The sequence below is a fragment of the Alteromonas sp. 5E99-2 genome (genome assembly GCF_017368475.1).
Classification (GTDB): domain Bacteria; phylum Pseudomonadota; class Gammaproteobacteria; order Enterobacterales; family Alteromonadaceae; genus Alteromonas_F.
Genome location: NZ_JAFNJE010000004.1, coordinates 199,578 through 219,301, shown reverse-complemented (window position 1 = coordinate 219,301; position 19,724 = coordinate 199,578). Strand labels below are relative to the sequence as shown.

Annotated in this window: 20 protein-coding genes; 14 read left to right on the top strand and 6 right to left on the bottom strand. The window is 40.1% G+C overall.

Going from position 1 to position 19,724, the window contains the following annotated elements:
• Positions 1-139: 139 nt before the first annotated feature.
• The 11 genes from rpoE to J3L16_RS06355 all read left to right on the top strand — a co-directional run bounded on the left by rpoE (position 140) and on the right by J3L16_RS06355 (position 10,064).
• The gene (rpoE, locus tag J3L16_RS06405) at positions 140-718 is read left to right on the top strand and encodes an RNA polymerase sigma factor RpoE (protein ID WP_207612062.1); all 579 of its coding nucleotides are present in this window, start codon (positions 140-142) and stop codon (positions 716-718) included.
• 84 nt (positions 719-802) lie between these two features.
• Positions 803-1,384 (top strand): RseA family anti-sigma factor, encoded by a 582-nt coding sequence (locus J3L16_RS06400; protein WP_207612061.1) that lies wholly within the window; start codon positions 803-805, stop codon positions 1,382-1,384.
• A 2-nt stretch (positions 1,385-1,386) separates the two neighbouring features.
• Positions 1,387-2,382, top strand: coding sequence for a MucB/RseB C-terminal domain-containing protein (locus tag J3L16_RS06395; RefSeq protein WP_207612060.1), 996 nt, complete (start codon positions 1,387-1,389; stop codon positions 2,380-2,382).
• Between the two features lie 2 nt (positions 2,383-2,384).
• Positions 2,385-2,825, top strand: a complete 441-nt coding sequence (locus J3L16_RS06390) for a SoxR reducing system RseC family protein (RefSeq protein ID WP_207612059.1) — start codon at positions 2,385-2,387, stop codon at positions 2,823-2,825.
• Between the two features lie 120 nt (positions 2,826-2,945).
• Positions 2,946-4,742: a translation elongation factor 4 gene (gene lepA, locus J3L16_RS06385; protein ID WP_207612058.1), complete on the top strand. Its 1,797-nt coding sequence runs from the start codon at positions 2,946-2,948 to the stop codon at positions 4,740-4,742.
• A complete protein-coding gene (gene lepB / locus J3L16_RS06380; protein ID WP_207612057.1) occupies positions 4,742-5,608 on the top strand; it encodes a signal peptidase I in 867 nt (288 codons plus the stop codon). The genes lepA and lepB overlap by 1 nt, the downstream gene beginning before the upstream one ends.
• Positions 5,608-6,297, top strand: a complete 690-nt coding sequence (rnc, locus tag J3L16_RS06375; RefSeq protein ID WP_207612056.1) for a ribonuclease III — start codon at positions 5,608-5,610, stop codon at positions 6,295-6,297. Before lepB ends, rnc begins: the two co-directional genes overlap by 1 nt.
• Entirely contained in the window at positions 6,290-7,195 is a 906-nt protein-coding gene (era, locus tag J3L16_RS06370; protein ID WP_207612142.1) for a GTPase Era, read from the top strand. Before rnc ends, era begins: the two co-directional genes overlap by 8 nt.
• A gap of 12 nt (positions 7,196-7,207) precedes the next feature.
• On the top strand, positions 7,208-7,846 hold the full coding sequence (gene pdxH, locus J3L16_RS06365) for a pyridoxamine 5'-phosphate oxidase (RefSeq protein WP_207612055.1): 639 nt from the start codon (positions 7,208-7,210) through the stop codon (positions 7,844-7,846).
• Between the two features lie 172 nt (positions 7,847-8,018).
• On the top strand, positions 8,019-9,233 hold the full coding sequence (locus tag J3L16_RS06360) for a glycosyltransferase family 2 protein (protein ID WP_207612054.1): 1,215 nt from the start codon (positions 8,019-8,021) through the stop codon (positions 9,231-9,233).
• Positions 9,234-9,299: 66 nt separating this feature from the next.
• Positions 9,300-10,064: a TatD family hydrolase gene (locus J3L16_RS06355; RefSeq protein WP_207612053.1), complete on the top strand. Its 765-nt coding sequence runs from the start codon at positions 9,300-9,302 to the stop codon at positions 10,062-10,064.
• On the opposite strand, the gene J3L16_RS06350 is transcribed toward J3L16_RS06355, so the two are convergent.
• Positions 10,037-10,714, bottom strand: coding sequence for a hypothetical protein (locus J3L16_RS06350; protein ID WP_207612052.1), 678 nt, complete (start codon positions 10,712-10,714; stop codon positions 10,037-10,039). The genes J3L16_RS06355 and J3L16_RS06350 overlap by 28 nt on opposite strands.
• 68 nt (positions 10,715-10,782) lie before the next feature.
• Here J3L16_RS06350 and serB point away from each other — a divergent pair, with 68 nt between their 5' ends.
• On the top strand, positions 10,783-11,772 hold the full coding sequence (gene serB / locus J3L16_RS16250; protein WP_207612051.1) for a phosphoserine phosphatase SerB: 990 nt from the start codon (positions 10,783-10,785) through the stop codon (positions 11,770-11,772).
• Here serB and J3L16_RS06340 read toward each other — a convergent pair.
• Positions 11,769-14,276 carry a PilZ domain-containing protein gene (locus J3L16_RS06340; protein ID WP_207612050.1) on the bottom strand — a complete coding sequence of 836 codons (2,508 nt, stop codon included), beginning with the start codon at positions 14,274-14,276 and terminating at the stop codon, positions 11,769-11,771. The two genes, serB and J3L16_RS06340, sit on opposite strands and share 4 nt — an antisense overlap.
• A gap of 208 nt (positions 14,277-14,484) precedes the next feature.
• Here J3L16_RS06340 and radA point away from each other — a divergent pair, with 208 nt between their 5' ends.
• The gene (gene radA, locus J3L16_RS06335) at positions 14,485-15,849 is read left to right on the top strand and encodes a DNA repair protein RadA (RefSeq protein WP_207612049.1); all 1,365 of its coding nucleotides are present in this window, start codon (positions 14,485-14,487) and stop codon (positions 15,847-15,849) included.
• Here the strand turns inward: radA and J3L16_RS06330 are convergent.
• The 4 genes from J3L16_RS06330 to J3L16_RS06315 all read right to left on the bottom strand — a co-directional run bounded on the left by J3L16_RS06330 (position 15,846) and on the right by J3L16_RS06315 (position 18,934).
• Positions 15,846-17,381 (bottom strand): serine protease, encoded by a 1,536-nt coding sequence (locus J3L16_RS06330; RefSeq protein ID WP_207612048.1) that lies wholly within the window; start codon positions 17,379-17,381, stop codon positions 15,846-15,848. The two genes, radA and J3L16_RS06330, sit on opposite strands and share 4 nt — an antisense overlap.
• On the bottom strand, positions 17,374-18,027 hold the full coding sequence (locus J3L16_RS06325) for a M48 family metallopeptidase (RefSeq protein WP_207612047.1): 654 nt from the start codon (positions 18,025-18,027) through the stop codon (positions 17,374-17,376). The genes J3L16_RS06330 and J3L16_RS06325 overlap by 8 nt, the downstream gene beginning before the upstream one ends.
• 116 nt (positions 18,028-18,143) lie before the next feature.
• Positions 18,144-18,614, bottom strand: a complete 471-nt coding sequence (locus J3L16_RS06320; RefSeq protein ID WP_207612046.1) for a heavy metal-binding domain-containing protein — start codon at positions 18,612-18,614, stop codon at positions 18,144-18,146.
• A 5-nt stretch (positions 18,615-18,619) separates the two neighbouring features.
• Complete coding sequence (locus J3L16_RS06315) at positions 18,620-18,934, bottom strand: YbjQ family protein (protein ID WP_207612045.1); 315 nt, start codon at positions 18,932-18,934, stop codon at positions 18,620-18,622.
• 284 nt (positions 18,935-19,218) lie between these two features.
• Here J3L16_RS06315 and J3L16_RS06310 point away from each other — a divergent pair, with 284 nt between their 5' ends.
• Positions 19,219-19,719: a 2TM domain-containing protein gene (locus J3L16_RS06310; protein WP_207612044.1), complete on the top strand. Its 501-nt coding sequence runs from the start codon at positions 19,219-19,221 to the stop codon at positions 19,717-19,719.
• Positions 19,720-19,724: the final 5 nt, after the last annotated feature.

The window sequence follows — 19,724 nt, the reverse complement described above, 5'->3', positions numbered from 1 at the left end:
TCGAGCCATAATGTAGGTCAAGTTTACTGATTACAAAACAAAATCGCAAAAAATGAAACTTATCGCGATATTTGTCATCTATCTTATGTCTGTCAGCAAAATATGATGGTACATGAATAATTAAGGGGTAAAAGCTCGAATGCGCGAGCAGTTAACAGATCAGCAATTGGTCGAAAAAGTACAAAGTGGTGATAAAAACGCATTCAATCTTTTGGTTTCTCGATACCAACATAAGGTTATGCATTTAGTTTCTCGTTATGTAAAGCACTCAGGTGATGTTGCAGACGTGACTCAAGAAGCCTTTATTAAAGCCTATCGTGCGCTTCCCAACTTCCGTGGGGATAGTGCGTTTTATACTTGGTTGTACCGCATTGCGGTAAATAGTGCGAAAAATTATTTAGTGTCTCAGGGGCGAAAGCCGCCCTCTAGTGATGTTGATGCTCAAGAAGCTGATCATTATGAAGGTAGTGATGCGCTAAAGGAGAAAAATACACCGGAAGCGAGTTTACTGTCGGAAGAAATCAGTTCTGTATTGTTTGGTGTCGTTGATAAATTGCCTAGCGATTTACGTATGGCAATTACATTGAGGGAAATTGAAGGGCTGAGCTATGAAGAAATTGCGACCGTGATGGAATGTCCTGTCGGTACAGTTAGGTCGCGAATATTCAGAGCTAGAGAGGCAATTGATAAAGTTATTCAGCCTCTTTTAGAAAAGTAATTGATCTTATTTTAGAACCTTTTACGATATTGCATGTCGTAAGGTGTAGTTGAATGCCAATAGAGGCAACGGGAAAAAATCGATATGACACAAAAATTTGAACAAATGTCAGCAGTTATGGATGGAGAATCCAATGTCGATTCACTACAAGTGAATGATGATGCTGAACTGAGTAACGCATGGAATCGCTATCATGTAGTGAGAAGTGTTATGCGTAAGGAAATGCCAGAAGGTGCCTATATGGATGTAAGCGCAAGTATTGCTGCAGCCTTAGAATCTGAGCCGGCCATTCTTGCTCCTAAGACATCAAAAAATTCGAGCTTTTTGTCAAAACTTTCGACTAAAGTAGTCCCATTTGCGCGTCAATCAGGTCAATTTGCTGTTGCTGCAAGTGTTGCAGCTGCGGTGATTATTGGTGTACAAACTTACAACCAACCTGACACAAATGAACCTTTTACAACTGCAATCACAACTACCCCTCAAGGTGGTTTAGCACCAGTGAGTTTGAATCAAACTCGTGTTTTACCTAATGAGTCAAAGCAAGACTTGATGGAAACTAGACGCCAAATTCAAGCGCTAATTACTGATCATGAACAACAAGTTAAGTTAAAAGCTTCAGTGCCAGAATTGTCTGAAGAAGCTCATGAGGGCGTACCGTCAAAATAAATATGTTGCGATTTTTCCCTGTTGTATTATTTTTGAGTGCTGCTGCGTTTTTTGCAGTAGCACAAACAAGCCCACCGTCGTCTGAAATTTCACCTACAACCTCTTCAACTAGCCAAACGGCTGAAGAGCTTTTAGAACAATTACATAACCTAGTTACCGAAAATAACTTCGAAGCTCGTTTTGTTGTTTTACAAGCGGGGCAGGATGCAGTTCCCTATTTATGGCGCCATGGCCGTATGGGGGATAGCCCTGATATGGAACAGCTCAACTTACAAAACGGTCCGGGTAAAGAGTTTATTCGAGTGGGCGAGCATGTCAGTGTCTTTGAACCCGATGCGCCGCCATATACCGTTGTCGGTAACTCTATCAACGGACCCATTCCTTGGGCCTTGCTACAAAATCAAGATTTCCTCCATGATGCGTATGAATTTATTGTGGTGGGCCGGTCTAGAATATCAGGTCAACCCGCGAAGCAAATACGCATTGTAAGTTTAGATAACACGCGATATAGCTATCAATTATGGCTAGATGAAAAAACAGGCATGTTACTCAAACTTAATATGCTGGATCATAAAGGCGTTATTTTAGAGCAAATTCAAATGTTGCTTTTCGCGATTAGCGAAGAGCCTCACCCTTATTTTTCAACTGTGAATAAAGATCGCCTGCCGCGCTTAACGGCAATGCCACCAACCATGCCTGATAAGCACAATTGGCTAGTTTCTTATTTACCTGAAGGTATGAAAGAAATTAAACAAGATACAAGGCGGTTAGCGGCAACAGGCCAAAGGGTAGAATACCGTTTGTTTTCTGATGGTTTAGTTGATGTTTCCGTCTATGTTGAACCCAGAAGTGAGTCGTTGAATACAGATGTAGCGTTTCGTCATGGGCTCAGTACATTTTTAAGTCGCTCTATGGGAAATAGCCAAGTGACTGTAATCGGTGAAATTCCACCAGAAACTGCAAATGCCATTGCAAGCTCTGTGAAAACGGCACCTTAATTGTGATTGAAGAAACCGCTAAGGTTGTATCGGTAATTGATGACAAAATTGTGGTTGAAGCTGCAGTAAAAAGTACCTGTTCTAGCTGTAATGCTCAAGATAATTGTGGCTCTGGTACTATCGCGAGAGCCTTTTCTAGTAAAGTTCAGCGTTTAACTTTATCTTCTCCAGTACCGGTGAAAGTGGGTGATACGGTGAGCATTGGCATTCATGAACAGAGTGTTTTAATTGCATCTTGGTTATTGTATTTATTGCCGATCCTTGTTTTTTTTATTGCCCTTTTGAGCCTATCTAGTTTTTGGGCAAACACAGTTCATGAGTTGATGTTATTTGCCCTTGCTTGTGTCCCTACATTCATTTGCTTCCGCTATGTAGCAGGTAAATGTAAACAGTTAGACAAAGGACGGTTTCAACCTGTTATTATAAGGCGATGGGTAAGTTAGCTTTCTGCGCAAGAAATAGGTAAAATCCGCCCTCATTTGTAATGTTTTTGATATAACGCTCAATTTTCATAAATATTACTGCACATTTTTAGTTCGTAGTTTTCAGGTATCTCTCTAGATATGCAACATAAGCACATTCGAAATTTCAGTATCATCGCTCATATAGATCATGGCAAAAGTACTTTGTCAGACAGACTTATCCAGCATTGTGGAGGGCTGGCTGACCGCGAAATGGCGGCTCAAGTCCTTGACTCAATGGACATTGAAAGAGAGCGCGGCATTACTATCAAGGCACAAAGTGTAACCCTTGATTATAAAGCGAAAGATGGTGAAACCTATCAATTGAATTTCATCGACACGCCCGGGCATGTCGATTTCACTTATGAAGTGTCTCGTTCTTTAGCTGCGTGTGAAGGCGCATTGTTGGTTGTTGATGCTGGACAAGGTGTTGAAGCTCAAACATTGGCAAACTGCTATACGGCTATTGATATGGATATGGACGTTGTGCCTATCCTGAATAAAATTGATTTACCACAAGCCGAGCCTGAGCGAGTGGCGGAAGAAATTGAAGATATTGTCGGTATCGATGCAATTGACGCAGTGCAGTGCTCTGCGAAAACGGGTATTGGTATTGAAGATGTACTTGAAGAAATCGTAACTAAAATTCCACCACCTGAAGGTGAATTAGACGCACCTTTACAAGCGCTAATTATTGATTCTTGGTTCGATAATTATCAAGGTGTCGTGTCTTTAGTTCGCATTGTACAAGGTCAGCTTTCAGTAAAAGATAAAATCAAAATCATGTCCAATGGGGCTGAGCACATTGTTGATAAAGTAGGTGTGTTCACGCCAAAAGCACTGCAAAAGAAAGTGCTTAAAGCAGGTGAAGTAGGTTTTATTATTTCTGGTATTAAAGAAATTCACGGCGCGCCTGTTGGTGACACCATTACTACTGCGAGAAATGCATCAGAACTGGCATTACCTGGCTTTAAAAAAGTTAAACCTCAAGTCTATGCAGGTGTTTTCCCTGTCAGCTCTGATGACTATGAAGACTTTAGAGATGCGTTAGCTAAGCTAAGTCTAAATGATGCATCACTCTTTTATGAACCAGAAAGTTCAACCGCATTAGGCTTTGGTTTCCGTATCGGTTTCCTCGGTATGTTACATATGGAAATCATACAAGAGCGTTTAGAGCGAGAATACGATTTAGATTTGATCACTACTGCGCCAACCGTGGTATACGAAGTGAAAACGACCAAAGGCGAACTGGTTCAAGTTGATAATCCGTCAAAATTACCTGCGGTCAATGACATTGAAGAAATTAGAGAGCCTATTGTTGAAGCGAATATCTTGGTACCTCAAGATTACTTAGGTAACGTTATTACCCTGTGTATCGAGAAACGTGGGAGCCAAACCAACATGGCGTATCACGGGAAGCAAGTTGCTGTGACTTACGAATTACCAATGGCAGAAGTGGTATTGGATTTCTTCGACCGATTGAAATCAACTAGCCGAGGTTTTGCTTCATTAGACTATAACTTCAAGTCGTTTCGTTCATCTGATATGGCTCGGGTTGATATTTTGATTAATGGCGAACGTGTTGATGCTCTTGCAGTGATCACGCACAAAGAAAATTCTCAAACACGTGGCCGAGAGCTGGTAGAGAAACTAAGGGAATTAATTCCAAGGCAGATGTTTGATATTGCTATACAAGCGGCAATTGGCAACCATGTTATTGCTAGAAGTACAGTTAAACAGCTTAGAAAGAACGTTATCGCTAAATGCTATGGTGGTGATGTGAGTAGGAAGAAAAAACTGCTCCAAAAACAAAAAGAAGGAAAGAAACGAATGAAGCAAGTTGGGAATGTAGAATTACCACAAGATGCGTTTTTAGCAGTGTTGAAGGTAGGTAAGTAATGGCGAACTATTTCTCGTTACTGCTTGTGGCTTTGACGACTATCACAGGCATTATTTGGTTGGTCGATTCGCTTTTCTTTGCTAAAAAACGCAAAGAAGCAGAAGCAGGAGAATTACCTTATATTGTTGACACGTCTCAGCAGATTTTTCCTGTTATTGCCTTTGTTTTAGTATTGCGGTCATTTTTATACGAGCCTTTCCAAATTCCATCTGGTTCGATGATGCCGACGTTGCTGGTGGGTGATTTTATCTTGGTAGAAAAATATGCATACGGGGTAAAAGACCCTGTTTTTAGGCATAAATTTTTAGACACAGGTTCACCATCCAGAGGTGATGTGGTGGTGTTTAAATACCCTGAAAATAAAAGGGTAGATTATATAAAGAGGCTAGTGGGTTTACCTGGCGACACTATTATCTATCGCAACAAGCAAATTTTTATAAAGCCAAAGTGTGAATCGCAAAGTTCATCGTGTCCTGAGTTAGCGCCGGTCCATTTAGATTACATTGGCAACGATGAATTTGTGCAGCAATTAGCTAAATTACAGCGATTTAACGAACAGCTTGGCGATGTATCTCATGATATTTTACGTCATCCTGTTTATGAGGCTCACCCTTCAGAGTTTTACGCTCAGCGCGGGACCAGAGCAAATGAGTGGGTCGTACCTGAGGGGCATTATTTCATGCTCGGCGATAACCGTGATAACAGCCGAGATAGTCGTTTTTGGGGCTTTGTATCTGACGACGATCTAGTTGGTAAAGCAGTAGCTATATGGATTAGTTTTGAGTTCGATAGAGACAAAGACAGCATATTGCCTTCTTGGATCCCGACGGGTGTGAGATTTAATCGCGTTGGTGGTATCCAATAATGCAAAAGCGCAGTCGTTACGCGCAAATCTTTGACAAAATAGGTTATACCTTTACTGATGTTAACTTATTTGAACAAGCTATTACTCATCGCAGTGCCGCCAAAGTGCACAACGAACGCTTAGAGTTTCTTGGCGATGCTGTCTTGGGTTTAGTTATTGCTGAAGCGCTTTTTAAGCAATTTCCGACAGTGCCTGAGGGGAATCTCACGCGAATGCGTTCAACCCTAGTTAAAGGCGAGACGTTAGCTGAGGTCGCTATGCAGCTGGACTTAGGGCCACTGATCATTTTCGGTAGTGGTGAAATGAAAAGTGGAGGGTATCGCAGAGCGTCTATTTTAGCCGATGCGGTGGAAGCTTTACTTGGTGCGGTTTATTGCGAATCTGGATTTGATACAACTAAAAAGGTTATTTTAGATTTGTTCCAAGCTCGGATTGACGTGTTGGACCCTAATGCCCATCCCAAAGACAGTAAAACGCAGTTACAAGAATGGTTGCAAGGTCGTAAAAAAGCACTTCCTTTATATGAAGTTGTGGCGACTGAAGGTAAAGATCACGCACAAACATTTACCGTGAGTTGTTCTATTATAAATTCTGATATTACAACCCAAGGGGTTGCATCCAGTCGTAGAAAAGCAGAACAGAACGCGGCCAGAGAAATGCTAAAAAGGTTAACTAATGACAATGCCTGAATTACCTAATACCCGTTGTGGATTCGTTGCAATTGTCGGGCGCCCAAATGTGGGGAAATCTACCTTATTGAATCAATTGATAGGGCAGAAGGTGAGTATTACGTCTAGAAAACCTCAGACCACTCGACATCGTATTTTAGGTATTGACAGTCAAGACGATGTTCAGACCGTTTATATTGATACGCCTGGATTACACCAAGACGAAAAACGAGCTATAAATAAGCTAATGAACCGCGCTGCAAGCAGTACTCTAGCGGAAGTGAGTTTAGTGTTATTTGTTGTTGAAGGAACTCGCTGGAATGACGACGATGCTCATGTACTGGAAAAGCTGAAACGCAGCGGTTTACCTGTCGTACTCGTGGTAAATAAAACAGATAAAGTGAAAGAAAAAACTGAACTGTTAGAGCAACTTTCTTGGTTGTCTGATACACATAGCTATGCCGAAGTATTTCCTATTTGCGCGAAGTCTGGGAAAAATGTTGATCCTTTAAGAGACTACGTCATTGCGCAGCAACCTCAATGCGAGTTTATTTTCCCTGAAGAGTACATTACCGATCGTTCAAGTCGCTTTATGGCTGCTGAGATTATCCGTGAAAAATTAATGCGTTTTACTGGCGATGAATTACCTTATTCGGCTACGGTAGAAATAGAACAATTTCTGATGACGGACAATGGTACTTTGAGGATCAACGGCTTAGTGCTTGTAGAACGAGAAACTCAAAAACGTATGGTCATTGGTAAGGGCGGTCAATCGCTTAAAAAAATTGGCAGCGAAGCCAGAAAAGACATGGAAAACTTGTTTGAACAAACCGTGTTTTTAGAACTTTGGGTAAAAGTTAAGTCTGGTTGGGCTGATGACGAACGTGCACTTCATTCTTTAGGGTATGGTCAAGATTAAAGCGAGCATCTTATGAAACTACCAGATATTAGAGAAAACTATACTAGGGGAACATTGTTAGAAGCTGATTTACCTAACAACCCTTTGGCACTGTTTGATAGCTGGTTAGAGGAGGTGATTCAAACTGACTTACCAGACCCTAATGCGATGACCTTGGCTACAGTAAATGGTAACGGCGAGCCATCTCAGCGTATTGTGTTATTAAAGGGACGCCCTGATGACAAATTCGTTTTTTATACCAATTATGAAAGCAGCAAAGCCAAAGATATAGAAAAAAACGACCTAGTTTCTTTGCATTTTCCTTGGTATTTGTTTGAACGTCAGGTATCCGTTCGTGGAGTGGTAAGCCGTACACCTGAGCATGAAAGCGAAGCTTATTTTTCGTCACGGCCAAAGGAAAGTCAACTAGGCGCATTTGTTTCTCAACAAAGCCAACCACTTAGTTCTAAACAAACCTTGATAGACCGTTTTAATGCTATGAAGGAAAAATATGCTGATAAGCCGATTCCAAAACCCAACTGGGGCGGATATTCGGTTACGCCTCTGGTTATCGAGTTTTGGCAAGGGGGCTCTCATCGGCTACATGATAGAATTGTATTTTCCCGTGAAAATATCCATTCTCAATGGACTAAAACAAGGCTTAACCCATAGTTTAAGCTCTCGCTGAATCTAGTATTAGTATTGATGGTCGAATAATTTGAGTAAGTTATTATTATATAGATTCTCTCTTTTGGTTTCTTGGATTTATTTTTATTATTAGTGCTTTATGAAGATTACTTTTATTAAAATAAACTTTATTACCTCATTATGGATGTATTGGTAAATGGCAAAAGTTAAATTGGTCGCCGTTGCAAAAGACGAAGCGGCGTATCTTCCTGAATGGATTTTTCATCATTTGACAATAGGATTTGATGAGATTGATATTCATGTAAATAATACCTCTGATAACACGTGGGAATTAAAAAATAAGCTAAAAGCCTTGTCCCAAGTTAATTTTATTGATGCGGATCCTATTTTTTCTGGTGGTTACGTTTTCCCGCAAGAAGAAGTATACGAACAAGCCTTGTTAAGTGCCCGTGCTGATGGGTTTACTCATATGATGTTTTTAGACATCGATGAATTTTGGTTTTCTCCTAGCATAGATTTTTCAATTAAAGATTTTATTCAAAAGCATCACGATAAGCATATTTGCTCCTTTAAATGGCTATGTAAAACCAACGAAACTGAATTTTCAAGCATTTATGAACCTCTTAAAGGAAATAGCGTTCGCCAAGTGAAAACGTTATTTAATGTTAATTTAGCTATCAAGAAAGTGGATATACATAATGTTAACGTTGAAAATGGTGAGTACTTTTTAGGCGATGGTAAGCCTTGGAAATTTGGTGTTTATCATAAGAATGCGTCTTGTGTAAGAGGAGATTACTTTTCAACGGACGTTGACCCGTTTTACGTAGTGCATAGAATGCATAGAAGTGAAATGGAGTATATCTCTTTGCTGTCTAGAGGTCGCCCTGAGAGAGCGATGAAGTCTAAAACAATATTTAAGGATAACCGTAACGGCTACATTAAATTAGCAACAAAGAAAAATGCCCGAGACGTTGATGTTATTGGCCGAGAAGAAGCCGCTATTGGCTATTCAAAATTTATTGAGCGTTTTGAACTTGAGGAGTACTTAAACAAAGCGCAAGACTTTGTACTTAATCGTTACAAATTAACACTCGATAATATTGCTAAAAGTGGAGCCGATGAAGAAGAGGTATTAAACAAAATTCTCAGTTATCTAACCGACAAGAAATTAAGAGCTGTCTTTAAACAGTACCAAGAACGCTTAAACCCTGTAAGGGATCTTAAAACTCAAGCGTATATAAAATCAGCTATGCTGTTAAAAGAAGCAGCCATAAACGTTGAAAAGTTCGACTTAATGCTAGCGGAAGAGTTAATGTTTAAAGCTCATGTGCTAAAACCATCAGGTAGACATATTGCTCAGAAGCTTGAAGAATATCGAGCAGAATTAAAGGAACAACAAGGCGTTAATTGAAGGGCTTTATGTTAAGGGGGAGGCTGTTTTTTATGAAATCTATTTTCCTTATTATTGAATACATGCATGTTGATTGATAGCCATTGTCATCTAGATTTACCTGACTTCTCCCATGACTTAGCTCACGTTGTCTCAAAAGCTCAAGGCGTGGGAGTACAACGCATGCATATTCCGGGTACGACTAGAGCTGGTTGGGAACGACAAATCGGTATCGCCAAACACTACCCTTGTATCGATTATTCATTCGGGCTGCATCCTTTTTTTTTAAACGAGCACTGGAAGTGTGATTTGAAGACACTAGAAAATCAATTTTCTAGTGTTCACCAAGCATGTGCCTTAGGTGAGATTGGTTTAGATAAAGTGTGCTCTGTCCCTTGGCTAGAACAGGTGTCAGCGTTTGAACGTCAACTGGCATTGGCGAAAGAGCTCCGGCTACCGGTCATATTACATCACCGCAAAACTCATGACAGTATTATGGCGAGTGTAAAGAGAATTCAATTTCATTATGGCGGTATCGTTCACGGGTTCTCTGGCAGCATTGAAGTCGCTAAGGCCTATATTGACCGAGGTTTTGTGTTGGGAATAGGAGGAACTATAACTTATGACAGAGCTGTTAAAACTAGAAATACGTTACGCCAGCTTCCGCTCTCCACAATGGTGTTGGAAACGGACTCTCCAGATATGCCTATGAAAGGGTTGCAAGGAATACGCAATGAGCCTGTAAACATTGTTCATGTAGCCGACTGTTTGAGCGAACTTTTAAATGAAGACCTGTTAACTATTAAAAATACGACCAGTAATAATTATTTGCGGGTTTTAGGCCTAAAATAGCGAAATCCCCTAAACAGATAGCTACCTATAACTACACCGATAAACAAGCAGGCGAGTACCCCTTTCAATAATAACTGCTTATGAGTGGCGGCGATTGACTCAAAAGATGATTCATCTATTAGCATTATTAACATTCCTTTTGATGTTTTTTCATCTAATAACGCTGATGTAACAAGAGCATTAGGAAGCGCTTTTCTTGTTTCTTTTAACGATGTGTCTTGAGGCGCTTGTCTGATCAGATGACCAGTTTCACTGTACACAGCAATGAATTTAACTGCGGGCAAGGTAGACCAAATTTGAATAAGTGTGTCTTTTTCAATGGGATCTTGAAATGCAGCGGCTCCCCATTGTTCTGCAAACAAAGTTGCGTAGTTTTTTTCTGTATCATATCGATTTGCAGTGGTGCCTAAAGCAGAGTGCTGCGAGTGTACTAATTCTTCCAGTGAGGAGAACTGAAAAGATGCAAAGCTCAAAGCGTAAAGTATACCGATTAAGCACGTAATATGAAGAACGCGTTTAATTACGGTGTAGTCGGAATGAAGAGTAAGAGATGTTCCTATTTTTCTAGGAGCTTCTGACTGCTTGTCGACGTGAGTAGAGTTAATTGATGTCATCGCATTTAACATAGAACAAAGTAGGAAAATTGCCAAGTCCTAATTCCCAATTTGTACTAGTTAGCGTAGGATACTCAGCACTTTGACTATCTTGGACAATCGACGTGAATAACTCTTCGTTTTCCTCTTTTACCTCTTTATTTTCATCTTACCCTAAAGGGCTTTCATGGGATTCAAGTACAGGGTTTACCCCTTTAGAAAAAGCCGTACACACACAAAATAAAATTGTTGTTATTGGTCAAGTCTTATCGCCATTTACGATAGAAAAGATACTTGATGATTTAATTCCTATTGTTGATCTTGTTGGGGTTAAGCAAAATGCCAATACTGCCAAAACGGGTATGTATGCCATAGACATTTTCATTGTTGTGAATGATGAAGACACGTTGAAAGAACGACTTCAAGTCATGTCGGATACCTATCTAGTTGATTTAGTATATCAAGCCAGTTGCCCAACATTGAGCAAACCTGGTTTGCTCTTAATGGACATGGATAGCACTATGATCCAAATGGAATGTATTGATGAAATTGCCCGTCTTGCGAACCGCTATGATGATGTAGCGAACGTGACTGCCCAAGCAATGAATGGCAAACTGGCTTTTGCTGAAAGTTTGCAAACACGAGTGGCGTGTTTATCTGGAGTTAACCTTGACGCGCTGGAACATATAAAAGCTCAGTTACCATTGATGCCAGGTCTGTGGCGCTTAGTCACCGAGCTTCAAAAGTGTAATTGGAAGATAGCCATTGCATCTGGAGGTTTCACCTATTTTGCTGATTATTTGAAAGATCTGCTAGGGTTAGACTTTGCTATATCTAATGTACTTGAAATAGAAAATGAAAAACTAACAGGCAAAACAACAGGGCAAGTTGTTGATGCACAAGTAAAAGCTAAAACCTTATCTAGTTTACAGAGTGAGTGGGAAATAGACAGTGAACAAGTGTGTGCAATTGGCGACGGCGCAAATGATTTACCTATGCTAGCTCGGGCATCTTTAGGCGTTGCATTTCACGCAAAACCCAGTGTTAGAGCTCAAGCTGATTACGTCGTATCGTATCAATCGTTAGATGCTCTATTGCTACTGATTGCGCCTTAAGAGGAAAGTAGCGCCTTGATCCCGTCGGTCTCTACTTTTGGGACTGAAGTTTGATGACGGTTGTTTTTTATTACAGTTGTTGAATAGTGGTAGCGCCTCATTGTTTCTTCGGTAATGTCAAATAAATGAACGCCACCGACAACGGACCATAAATTTTCTTCCAGTAGTTTGACTCGATGAAGGGCGTACATGCCGACGTAATTCATTTCTAGTTGTAACATAGCTAAGTCAGGTCGTTGAGTATGAGCGATTGCTACTTTTAAAGCGATGAACTGACCTCGTTTCATCGCTTTGTCAATAAAGGATTTTCTCACTTTATGACTCGCAAATTTATGGGACCAATGTACCGTTAAAGCATGCTCTTTATCTGTTTGTGTAGAGTCAAAACTAATGAATATTTCGGCATTAACGGTACAATTTTCCAATTTGGCTTGCTTAAAAGCAGAATCAATAAAGGAATCATTGTCTTCCTCTTCACGAAATAAAAATTCTAAGTCGACTTCACCTGGCTTGGTTAGAAAAGAAGCAATAGTGGTTACAAGGGTGGATGTTTCAGGACATACGCATGCATAGGGTATGTGTTGGCCTTGTTTTTTTTGTACTATAAATGACGATTCAGTAATACTTTTTGCGTTAATACAACGAAGCGCGTGGCCAATACCTGGATACTCTTCTTCCTCTGGGTAGGTTTTTAATCGAGACCGGTTTTGCTTGATTAATTCATCAAAGAAAGTGCGAGCAGGTAAACCTTCATCACCAGCAATGCACCTTAAGTGCATTATTGTGTAGTCTGAACTTAAATGTACGACTCGATATTTAAGAGATGAAACATTGAATTTAGTCGTCATTGATTGGAGTTTGGTAAAATTAACGCTAACTCTATTGTCAATGGCCCCTTCAAATGGGCTGCTGAGTTCAATGCGTACGCCATTTGTGGAAATATCTTCTGTCACTCCAGAAAGGGTATTGCTGCCTTGTGTTACTTCTACATTTGAACGGAGTAAGTATCTACTTTCTGTTCTGTTTTCTTCGTGTTTATAGCGAAATGCTTTTATATTGGCAGGGATGCGATTTCGAGCATGCGCAAATTCCTTCAAGCCCTTGATAGCTCCTCTATCTATTTTAATTGCAGCATAGCATTGTTGACCAAGTTCACTAGTAATATCAGTAACATGGATAATGTACTTCAGGTGTTTTAACTTTGCCATTAGTCTGGGCGGCGGCGGTGTATTCTGAGATTTTATTTTTTTACTAATGGAGTCTGGAATAGACAAAGGGGAGTGTGCATCTTCTGGGCGAATACCAATTGCTTTTAATTTGAATACACGCCAACTCACTTTTTTTGAACCGAAACCTAAAAAAAGTTTTTTAAATTCAATGTTACTATCAAGCTCTTCTTGCATGGCAGAATAAAAATAAATACGCTCGTCTTGAATATGGTTAAACGCATATATTGTGGTTTCTCCATGATATTCGCCTCTACATAAGCTAGCTAACCTGGCCGGGCTAAGCAAATAGGCCAGCATGACTTTGTCTCTTTCGTCAGTCCAATAATCGAGAATGTCTTTATTTGCGCTATTGAGCATGGCAAATCTTGGAATGAGTTTATTTTCAATGCTGTCTATAAAAACCGGTAGAGAAGGGCATAAAGGTGAAAAATATTGTTCACAGGATTTGTTAATAATGGCATCAATTGTATTATTCATATTCACTTTATAGCGTCGCTTATTTCCGTGAATAAAACGCTCTAAAAATTCGTCGAATAATGGGTTAGGATGCTCTTCGCAGCGCTCTAACCGAATAATTTTTTCCCGATTACCTCTAGCCGTATCTATGATTTTGTAAGCTATTGAATCACGACGAGTGATTGCAAACTCCGCCTCTAAACCTCGAAAATAAACAGAAACCTTTTCACCTGCATTGAAAGGGGTATCAGACAGGGTTTTTAGTTTTATGCCTGATATTGAAATATCAATGCTTGTGGCCATGATACTTTTGTTTTGCTCTGTAAATACTTCCAAAGATACAGCGAAGTTCATTCGCTCATAGTTGCGTTGTGGATAGTTTAATAAATTTACAATGGGTGCTTTATACGTGTTTTCTGATGTGTCGCTTGCATCTTCAGCTAAATGGAATCCTTTGTTTTTGCCTACGTCTTCTAAAGCTCGTTTTTTTGCATCATTAACAACAGCCTCATACACACCAAAACTGTATTGACCAAAAATGCGCAGTTGCTGTTCGAATAAGTCAGTTGCGGCTTCATCTAAATAATGCCCAATATTGGAGTGAATAAAGTGGTTACATTGAGTGTCTAGTTGACCACGAAGATCGATAGAACGAATACAAGGCTTAGCTAAGCGTTTTACTTCCATTTTTATTAGAAAGCGTTTTTCTTTTGGGATATGGCCTGCAACTTGAGAGAGTACATAGTTAAACTCGGGCTCTTTTACCATCGGCTTCAACTGCTCAATAATTGAAGTGTATTGTTGCAACTCTTGCGACATTTATAACCCTTGTTTCACCTATTCGGACGCTTTGTCATTTATCGGCTAATACCATCCAAGCTTAATAGCTGATAATTGATGACGGCAATTTTTTTGATTATATACATAAATATAAGCTTATTTTATGATTTTATTTAAGCCGTTATGTATTTCCAATAGCGTTCGCTAGTAGAATAGCAAAATATATTTTTAAGATATTTATTCGATTATGGCAAAACGAAAAACAGCCTATGTATGCACAGACTGTGGGGGAGAATTTCCTCGTTGGCAAGGTCAATGTACGGAATGCAAGGCATGGAATACGCTTTCTGAAGTGGTTTTGTCGTCGGCACAACCTGCTTCGCGTTCTGATTTTTCGGGATATGCAGGGCAAACCTCAGCGCAAATTCAAACTCTAGATACTATAGATACACAAGCTTTACCTCGGCTCGAGTCCACGTTTAAAGAACTTGATAGAGTTCTTGGTGGCGGGATTGTGCCGGGGTCAGCTATTTTGATTGGTGGCTCCCCGGGTGCCGGAAAAAGTACGCTGTTGTTACAAGTCATGTGCGCCATGGCGCAACATAAACAAGCGCTGTATGTGACTGGAGAAGAGTCGTTACAACAGGTGGCAATGAGGGCGCAGCGGTTAAATTTGCCAAAAGATAAGCTCAATATGCTTTCCGAGACCAATGTGGAAACAATCTGCCATTTAGCGTCTCAGCAAAAACCTGAAATTATGGTGATTGACTCGATACAAGTGATGCATGTGAGTGATATTCAATCGGCACCGGGAAGTGTTGCTCAAGTAAGGGAAAGCGCAGCGTATTTAACCCGTTTTGCTAAGCAAAATCATATCGCCATGTTTGTGGTTGGACATGTCACTAAAGACGGCAGTTTAGCTGGACCCAAAGTATTAGAGCATTGTATTGATTGTTCCATGATGCTTGAAGGCGAAAGTGATGGTCGGTTCCGTACCTTGAGAAGTCATAAAAACAGATTTGGCGCGGTGAATGAACTGGGTGTGTTTGGCATGACCGAAAAAGGGCTAAAAGAAGTAGGTAACCCATCAGCCATATTTTTGAGTAAGAACCAAGTTCAGTCTCCGGGCAGTATCATCATGGTGGTGTGGGAAGGAACTCGGCCACTTTTAGTGGAAATACAAGCCTTGGTGGATTATTCCCAACTTGCCAACCCTAAAAGGGTCACAGTAGGCTTAGAGCAAAATCGTCTAGCCATGCTGTTAGCCGTGATGCATAAGCATGGTAACTTGCAGATGAGCGATCAAGATGTGTTTGTGAATGTAGTGGGCGGAGTAAAGGTAACGGAAACTAGCGCAGATTTAGCCGTATTACTGGCTATGATGTCGAGTTTTAGAAATAACCCATTACCGGATGATCTGATTGTGTTTGGAGAAGTGGGACTAGCCGGTGAAATTAGACCTGTACCCAACGGCAGTGAGCGTTTGCAAGAAGCGGCCAAACACGGGTTTAAACGCGCCATTGTGCCTATGGCAAACAAACCAAAAAAACCGCTAACAGGGCTAGCGGTTGTTGGTGTATCTACTTTGCTGGATGCTCTAGAGGCAATTTAATTGTCGTTAAACAAGTTCTTAGAGTAAGGGCTTGGAATGCGATATTGAGACAAAATCTTGTCTTGTGATTCTATTGCTTGTTCATGGTTTATCACAATTTGATATCCAAGCGAGTTTCTAAACACCAAATCGTCGTCGGTATTGTTTTTAAGTTTGTTTGCAAATTGCGTAAAGTTACCAATGGGCTCGCCATTAACGGTATCGACTATCCAGTTTCTTAAATCGTGGTAACCTAGATTGACATCTGCAGGTAATACTCTAAGTGCAACAACATAATGATCTTTATCTGGCGTGCGCCACTCATTTCGCGCACTTAAAAAATTAATGGGAGCTGATTTATACCATTCACTTCCCCAACGTTTTATTAAGTTCATGTTGAGAGGGACAAATACTACCCCGCCATAAACGTAGTATTGGGGGAGCGAGTCGAAGTTCTCAGCCAACACCATGTTGTAATTACCTTTGGCTTTCTCGGCAACCAGTTTGGTTTTTGCGATCTTTCCGTTTCTGGAATAAGTAATGTTGATTTTTTCATTTACATTATGCAAATCAATAGCATATTTAAAATCGGTTAATACATTTTGACCTATTTTAATGCTGCCATCTTCGGCGATATCAAAATCATCGATACTCAAAATTACATCGTTTTCTTTTAGAATGCCTGCTGCCGGCGAGTCTGGGAATACTTTAATTACGACAACACCATTTTCGTCTTTGTTTAAACCGAATGCGGCTTTAGCTGATGGACTTTCTAAGTTCTGAGTACGGAAACCTAGGTCGGGAAAACCATCGTTAATTCCATCTGTGGCATCTGTTAGCACATGCTTAATCACACTAGGTGGAACGAAATAACCTAAATTTTCCGCACGACCATTGCCATTGGTTTGCATTACGATACCCACAATTTTTTTATCAACAATAACGGGGCCACCGCTGTTTCCTGGGTTTATCGCTGCGTCTATTTGACCTGCCAATAAAAAAGCGCCAGCATGAGCATATCTTTGGTGTTCAGTTCGAGATAATATGCCTTTAGTGATACTAAGCGATTTTCCTCCGATCGGATAACCATAAACGGAGACTTCCTGCAGAGGGTCGGGTAAATCACCTATAGGAAGGGCTTCTAATTCGTCAAAAAAACCGGGTTCTTCTACGGTTATCATTGCTAAATCGGCTTCATGAGATATAAATACAACACGGGCTTGATAGCGGCGAGGGTCATTGTGTTTTTGCGCTTGAACATAACTTGCATTTGCCACTACATGAGCGTTTGTCATTATCAAATTATTTTTAATGACAGCCCCTGTGCCTGTGCTTTGACGAGGCGTTAGCAGTGTCCAAGGAGTGAAATAATCTGGGGTGGCTTGGGTTGTGTATATTTTAATAACTGAATCTTGAATTTCAGCTATTTCCTCGTTGCTGGCGTGAACACTATTTATTGTAACCAGCCATGAGCTACTAAGAATAAATAACAAGATTAACCGATGACTAATTGAGGTGTAATTATTAACTTTGAAATGATTTACTTTATTCATTGGTGTCTTTTAATTCTCTGCTTAATGCATTTATAACATGTATCCTTTCATTCGTGTCTGGATGAGAAGATAAGTAGTGGTTTAAGTTAGACCAGCGACTTTGCTCAGATCGTTCAGCAATAACATGAAATAGTTCGGTTGCACCTTCGGTATAACCATAAAAACAGAACACTGTTTCTAATGCGGCCGAGTCAGCGAGTGATTCTCTACTCTTGGAATAGTGTGACTGGTCTGCATGAGAAGCGGGAGTGAGCAGTTGGGTAAGGGATGAACTACTTCCCGTTAGCATTGCCGATAAGCCACTGAGCACTATGCCTCTACCTAGGCTTCTTAGGTGATCTTTATGCTGGAAATGGGCAAGTTCGTGAGCGAGCACAAATGACAACCCGATGTCGCTTTTAACGGCATCCAGAAGGCCTTGATTTACAATCATATGTTTACCAGGCAAGGCCATAGCGTTAATACTAGCATCATCTACAACGGAAACATGTACAGCATTTTGTAAACCGGCACAGCTTAGTAGCGCGTTCACTTTGGACTGTAATTCTGGATTGATTTCATTCTCGCTAATTAACGGAGTGAAGGTAGCGTTTGTCTCAAAATCTGTTGGTAGTCTGTCAACAACTGAATCAACCGCTATACCCAATAAAAAAAATACCAACAGAAAGCAGCCACTGACACCCAAAAATAAAATAAAGAACTCTTTTAAAGGGTGGGTTGAGCTTACATTTACATTTTTTTGAAAGCGCTTGGTTGCGTACTTCAGAGTACTGTTCCTTCAGTATTCGCACCTTGGTAATAAATAGCCGTGCCATAAGCTAGCACTTCAACTGAGCCTATTTGGTTTCTACCGCCTTTTGATATAGAAGAGGTTTCTAGTCTTAAGTTGATGATTTCACTTGCTCCCAAACAAGACGTTTTTAAGCGAATAATAGCTTCTCTTCGCGCCCTGTCGACTAGAGTTTCGTAGGCGTTAATTTCGCCTCCTACTAAAGCGCGAAGTGTTGCTAACATACGTTTAAAATAATCTACAGAAATGACTACGTTCCCGGTGACTAATTCAGTATGAGAAATTGTTTTCGAGGTGTTTAATGGCGTACGTAAATTCGTTGCAGGAAGGGCGAGTAACTCACTTTCTTTCGCTTCTATATAGCGATAATGTTTGGCCTCTGCATGTCTGCCAAAAACATAGCCAAGGAGTAATAAAGAAACAATAATAGCAATTTGCAGCATGCTTTTTACTCCACAGTGACGGCTGTGCCATATATGTATATTTCAGAGGCTCCAGCAGACACACTGGATGTAGAAAAGCGAACATTAACAATGCCGTTGGCGCCAAGCTCTGCTGCTTGGGCTTTCATTCTTTCCATGGCTTGCTCTCTCGATTCACTGAGTAATTCGGTATAACCTACCAATTCACCACCCACTAAATTTTTAAGACCGGCCATAAAATCTCTGCCTGCGTGTTTAGCTCTTACCGTACTGCCAGAAACAACACCGTGGCATATGGATATCGTTTTATTTGGAATCGTTTCTGTATTGGTAATAATCATTCGAATAGTGCTCGTTTAGATATGAGGAAATAATTATTCACTATTACTGTTTTTAATTAGCCTGTCTATACACATTTAAAATTGTTAATTCGATTCTCAGTAAATTAATTAAAAATTGATTGATATGACTAAAACTTAGTGTGATTATTATATTTATATGATTTCATTTTGTTAAGCTATTGATTTAAAGTGGATATTTTTTTGGTGTGGTTGTTGCTTAACTAATGCCATTACAATCTCAATGAATACGTTTAAAGTGTCTAATTTCAATAAAGGAACTCATTATGAATGAACAAGAAGCACGGGCCCATGTCAAAGAAATAAGAGGTTTTTACCTTCATCTTTCTCGTTGGTTTGGAGTGAGTTTATTTTTGTGTGTATCAAATTTAATAACGGATCCTGATCACCTGTGGTTTCTTTACCCTACTCTCGGCTGGGGAATTGGTATATTGGCTCATGGGGTGAAAACCTATAGCGGGAATAAAAAGTGGGAAGACAGAAAAGTAGAAGAACTCATGGCATCTCGCCAAACTAGAGATGAACTAAACCGCTTATCTGAAAGAACAGATACTCTTATTACGATATTGTCGGGAATTGATTGGGAACAAATTGACCCCGAGTTAGTCAATGTTAAGCAAAACCTAGTTGATGCGAAAGATAAAATAAAAAGTTTAGAGCGAGGCGAAAATAGTTCAGATAAAGAACAAGTGACGAAAGAAATAGAAAAGTTAGAAGAATTTGTGACCAGTTCAAAATTTGATTTTTATGAACTGGCCGCCAAATAACCATA

Coding starts and splice junctions, on each gene's coding strand:
- rpoE (WP_207612062.1), top strand. CDS start 140: ATGCGCGAGCAGTTAACAGATCAGCAATTGGTCGAAAAAGTACAAAGT.
- J3L16_RS06400 (WP_207612061.1), top strand. CDS start 803: ATGACACAAAAATTTGAACAAATGTCAGCAGTTATGGATGGAGAATCC.
- J3L16_RS06395 (WP_207612060.1), top strand. CDS start 1,387: ATGTTGCGATTTTTCCCTGTTGTATTATTTTTGAGTGCTGCTGCGTTT.
- lepA (WP_207612058.1), top strand. CDS start 2,946: ATGCAACATAAGCACATTCGAAATTTCAGTATCATCGCTCATATAGAT.
- lepB (WP_207612057.1), top strand. CDS start 4,742: ATGGCGAACTATTTCTCGTTACTGCTTGTGGCTTTGACGACTATCACA.
- rnc (WP_207612056.1), top strand. CDS start 5,608: ATGCAAAAGCGCAGTCGTTACGCGCAAATCTTTGACAAAATAGGTTAT.
- era (WP_207612142.1), top strand. CDS start 6,290: ATGCCTGAATTACCTAATACCCGTTGTGGATTCGTTGCAATTGTCGGG.
- pdxH (WP_207612055.1), top strand. CDS start 7,208: ATGAAACTACCAGATATTAGAGAAAACTATACTAGGGGAACATTGTTA.
- J3L16_RS06360 (WP_207612054.1), top strand. CDS start 8,019: ATGGCAAAAGTTAAATTGGTCGCCGTTGCAAAAGACGAAGCGGCGTAT.
- J3L16_RS06355 (WP_207612053.1), top strand. CDS start 9,300: ATGTTGATTGATAGCCATTGTCATCTAGATTTACCTGACTTCTCCCAT.
- J3L16_RS06340 (WP_207612050.1), bottom strand. CDS start 14,276: ATGTCGCAAGAGTTGCAACAATACACTTCAATTATTGAGCAGTTGAAG.
- radA (WP_207612049.1), top strand. CDS start 14,485: ATGGCAAAACGAAAAACAGCCTATGTATGCACAGACTGTGGGGGAGAA.
- J3L16_RS06330 (WP_207612048.1), bottom strand. CDS start 17,381: ATGAATAAAGTAAATCATTTCAAAGTTAATAATTACACCTCAATTAGT.
- J3L16_RS06320 (WP_207612046.1), bottom strand. CDS start 18,614: ATGCTGCAAATTGCTATTATTGTTTCTTTATTACTCCTTGGCTATGTT.
- J3L16_RS06315 (WP_207612045.1), bottom strand. CDS start 18,934: ATGATTATTACCAATACAGAAACGATTCCAAATAAAACGATATCCATA.
- J3L16_RS06310 (WP_207612044.1), top strand. CDS start 19,219: ATGAATGAACAAGAAGCACGGGCCCATGTCAAAGAAATAAGAGGTTTT.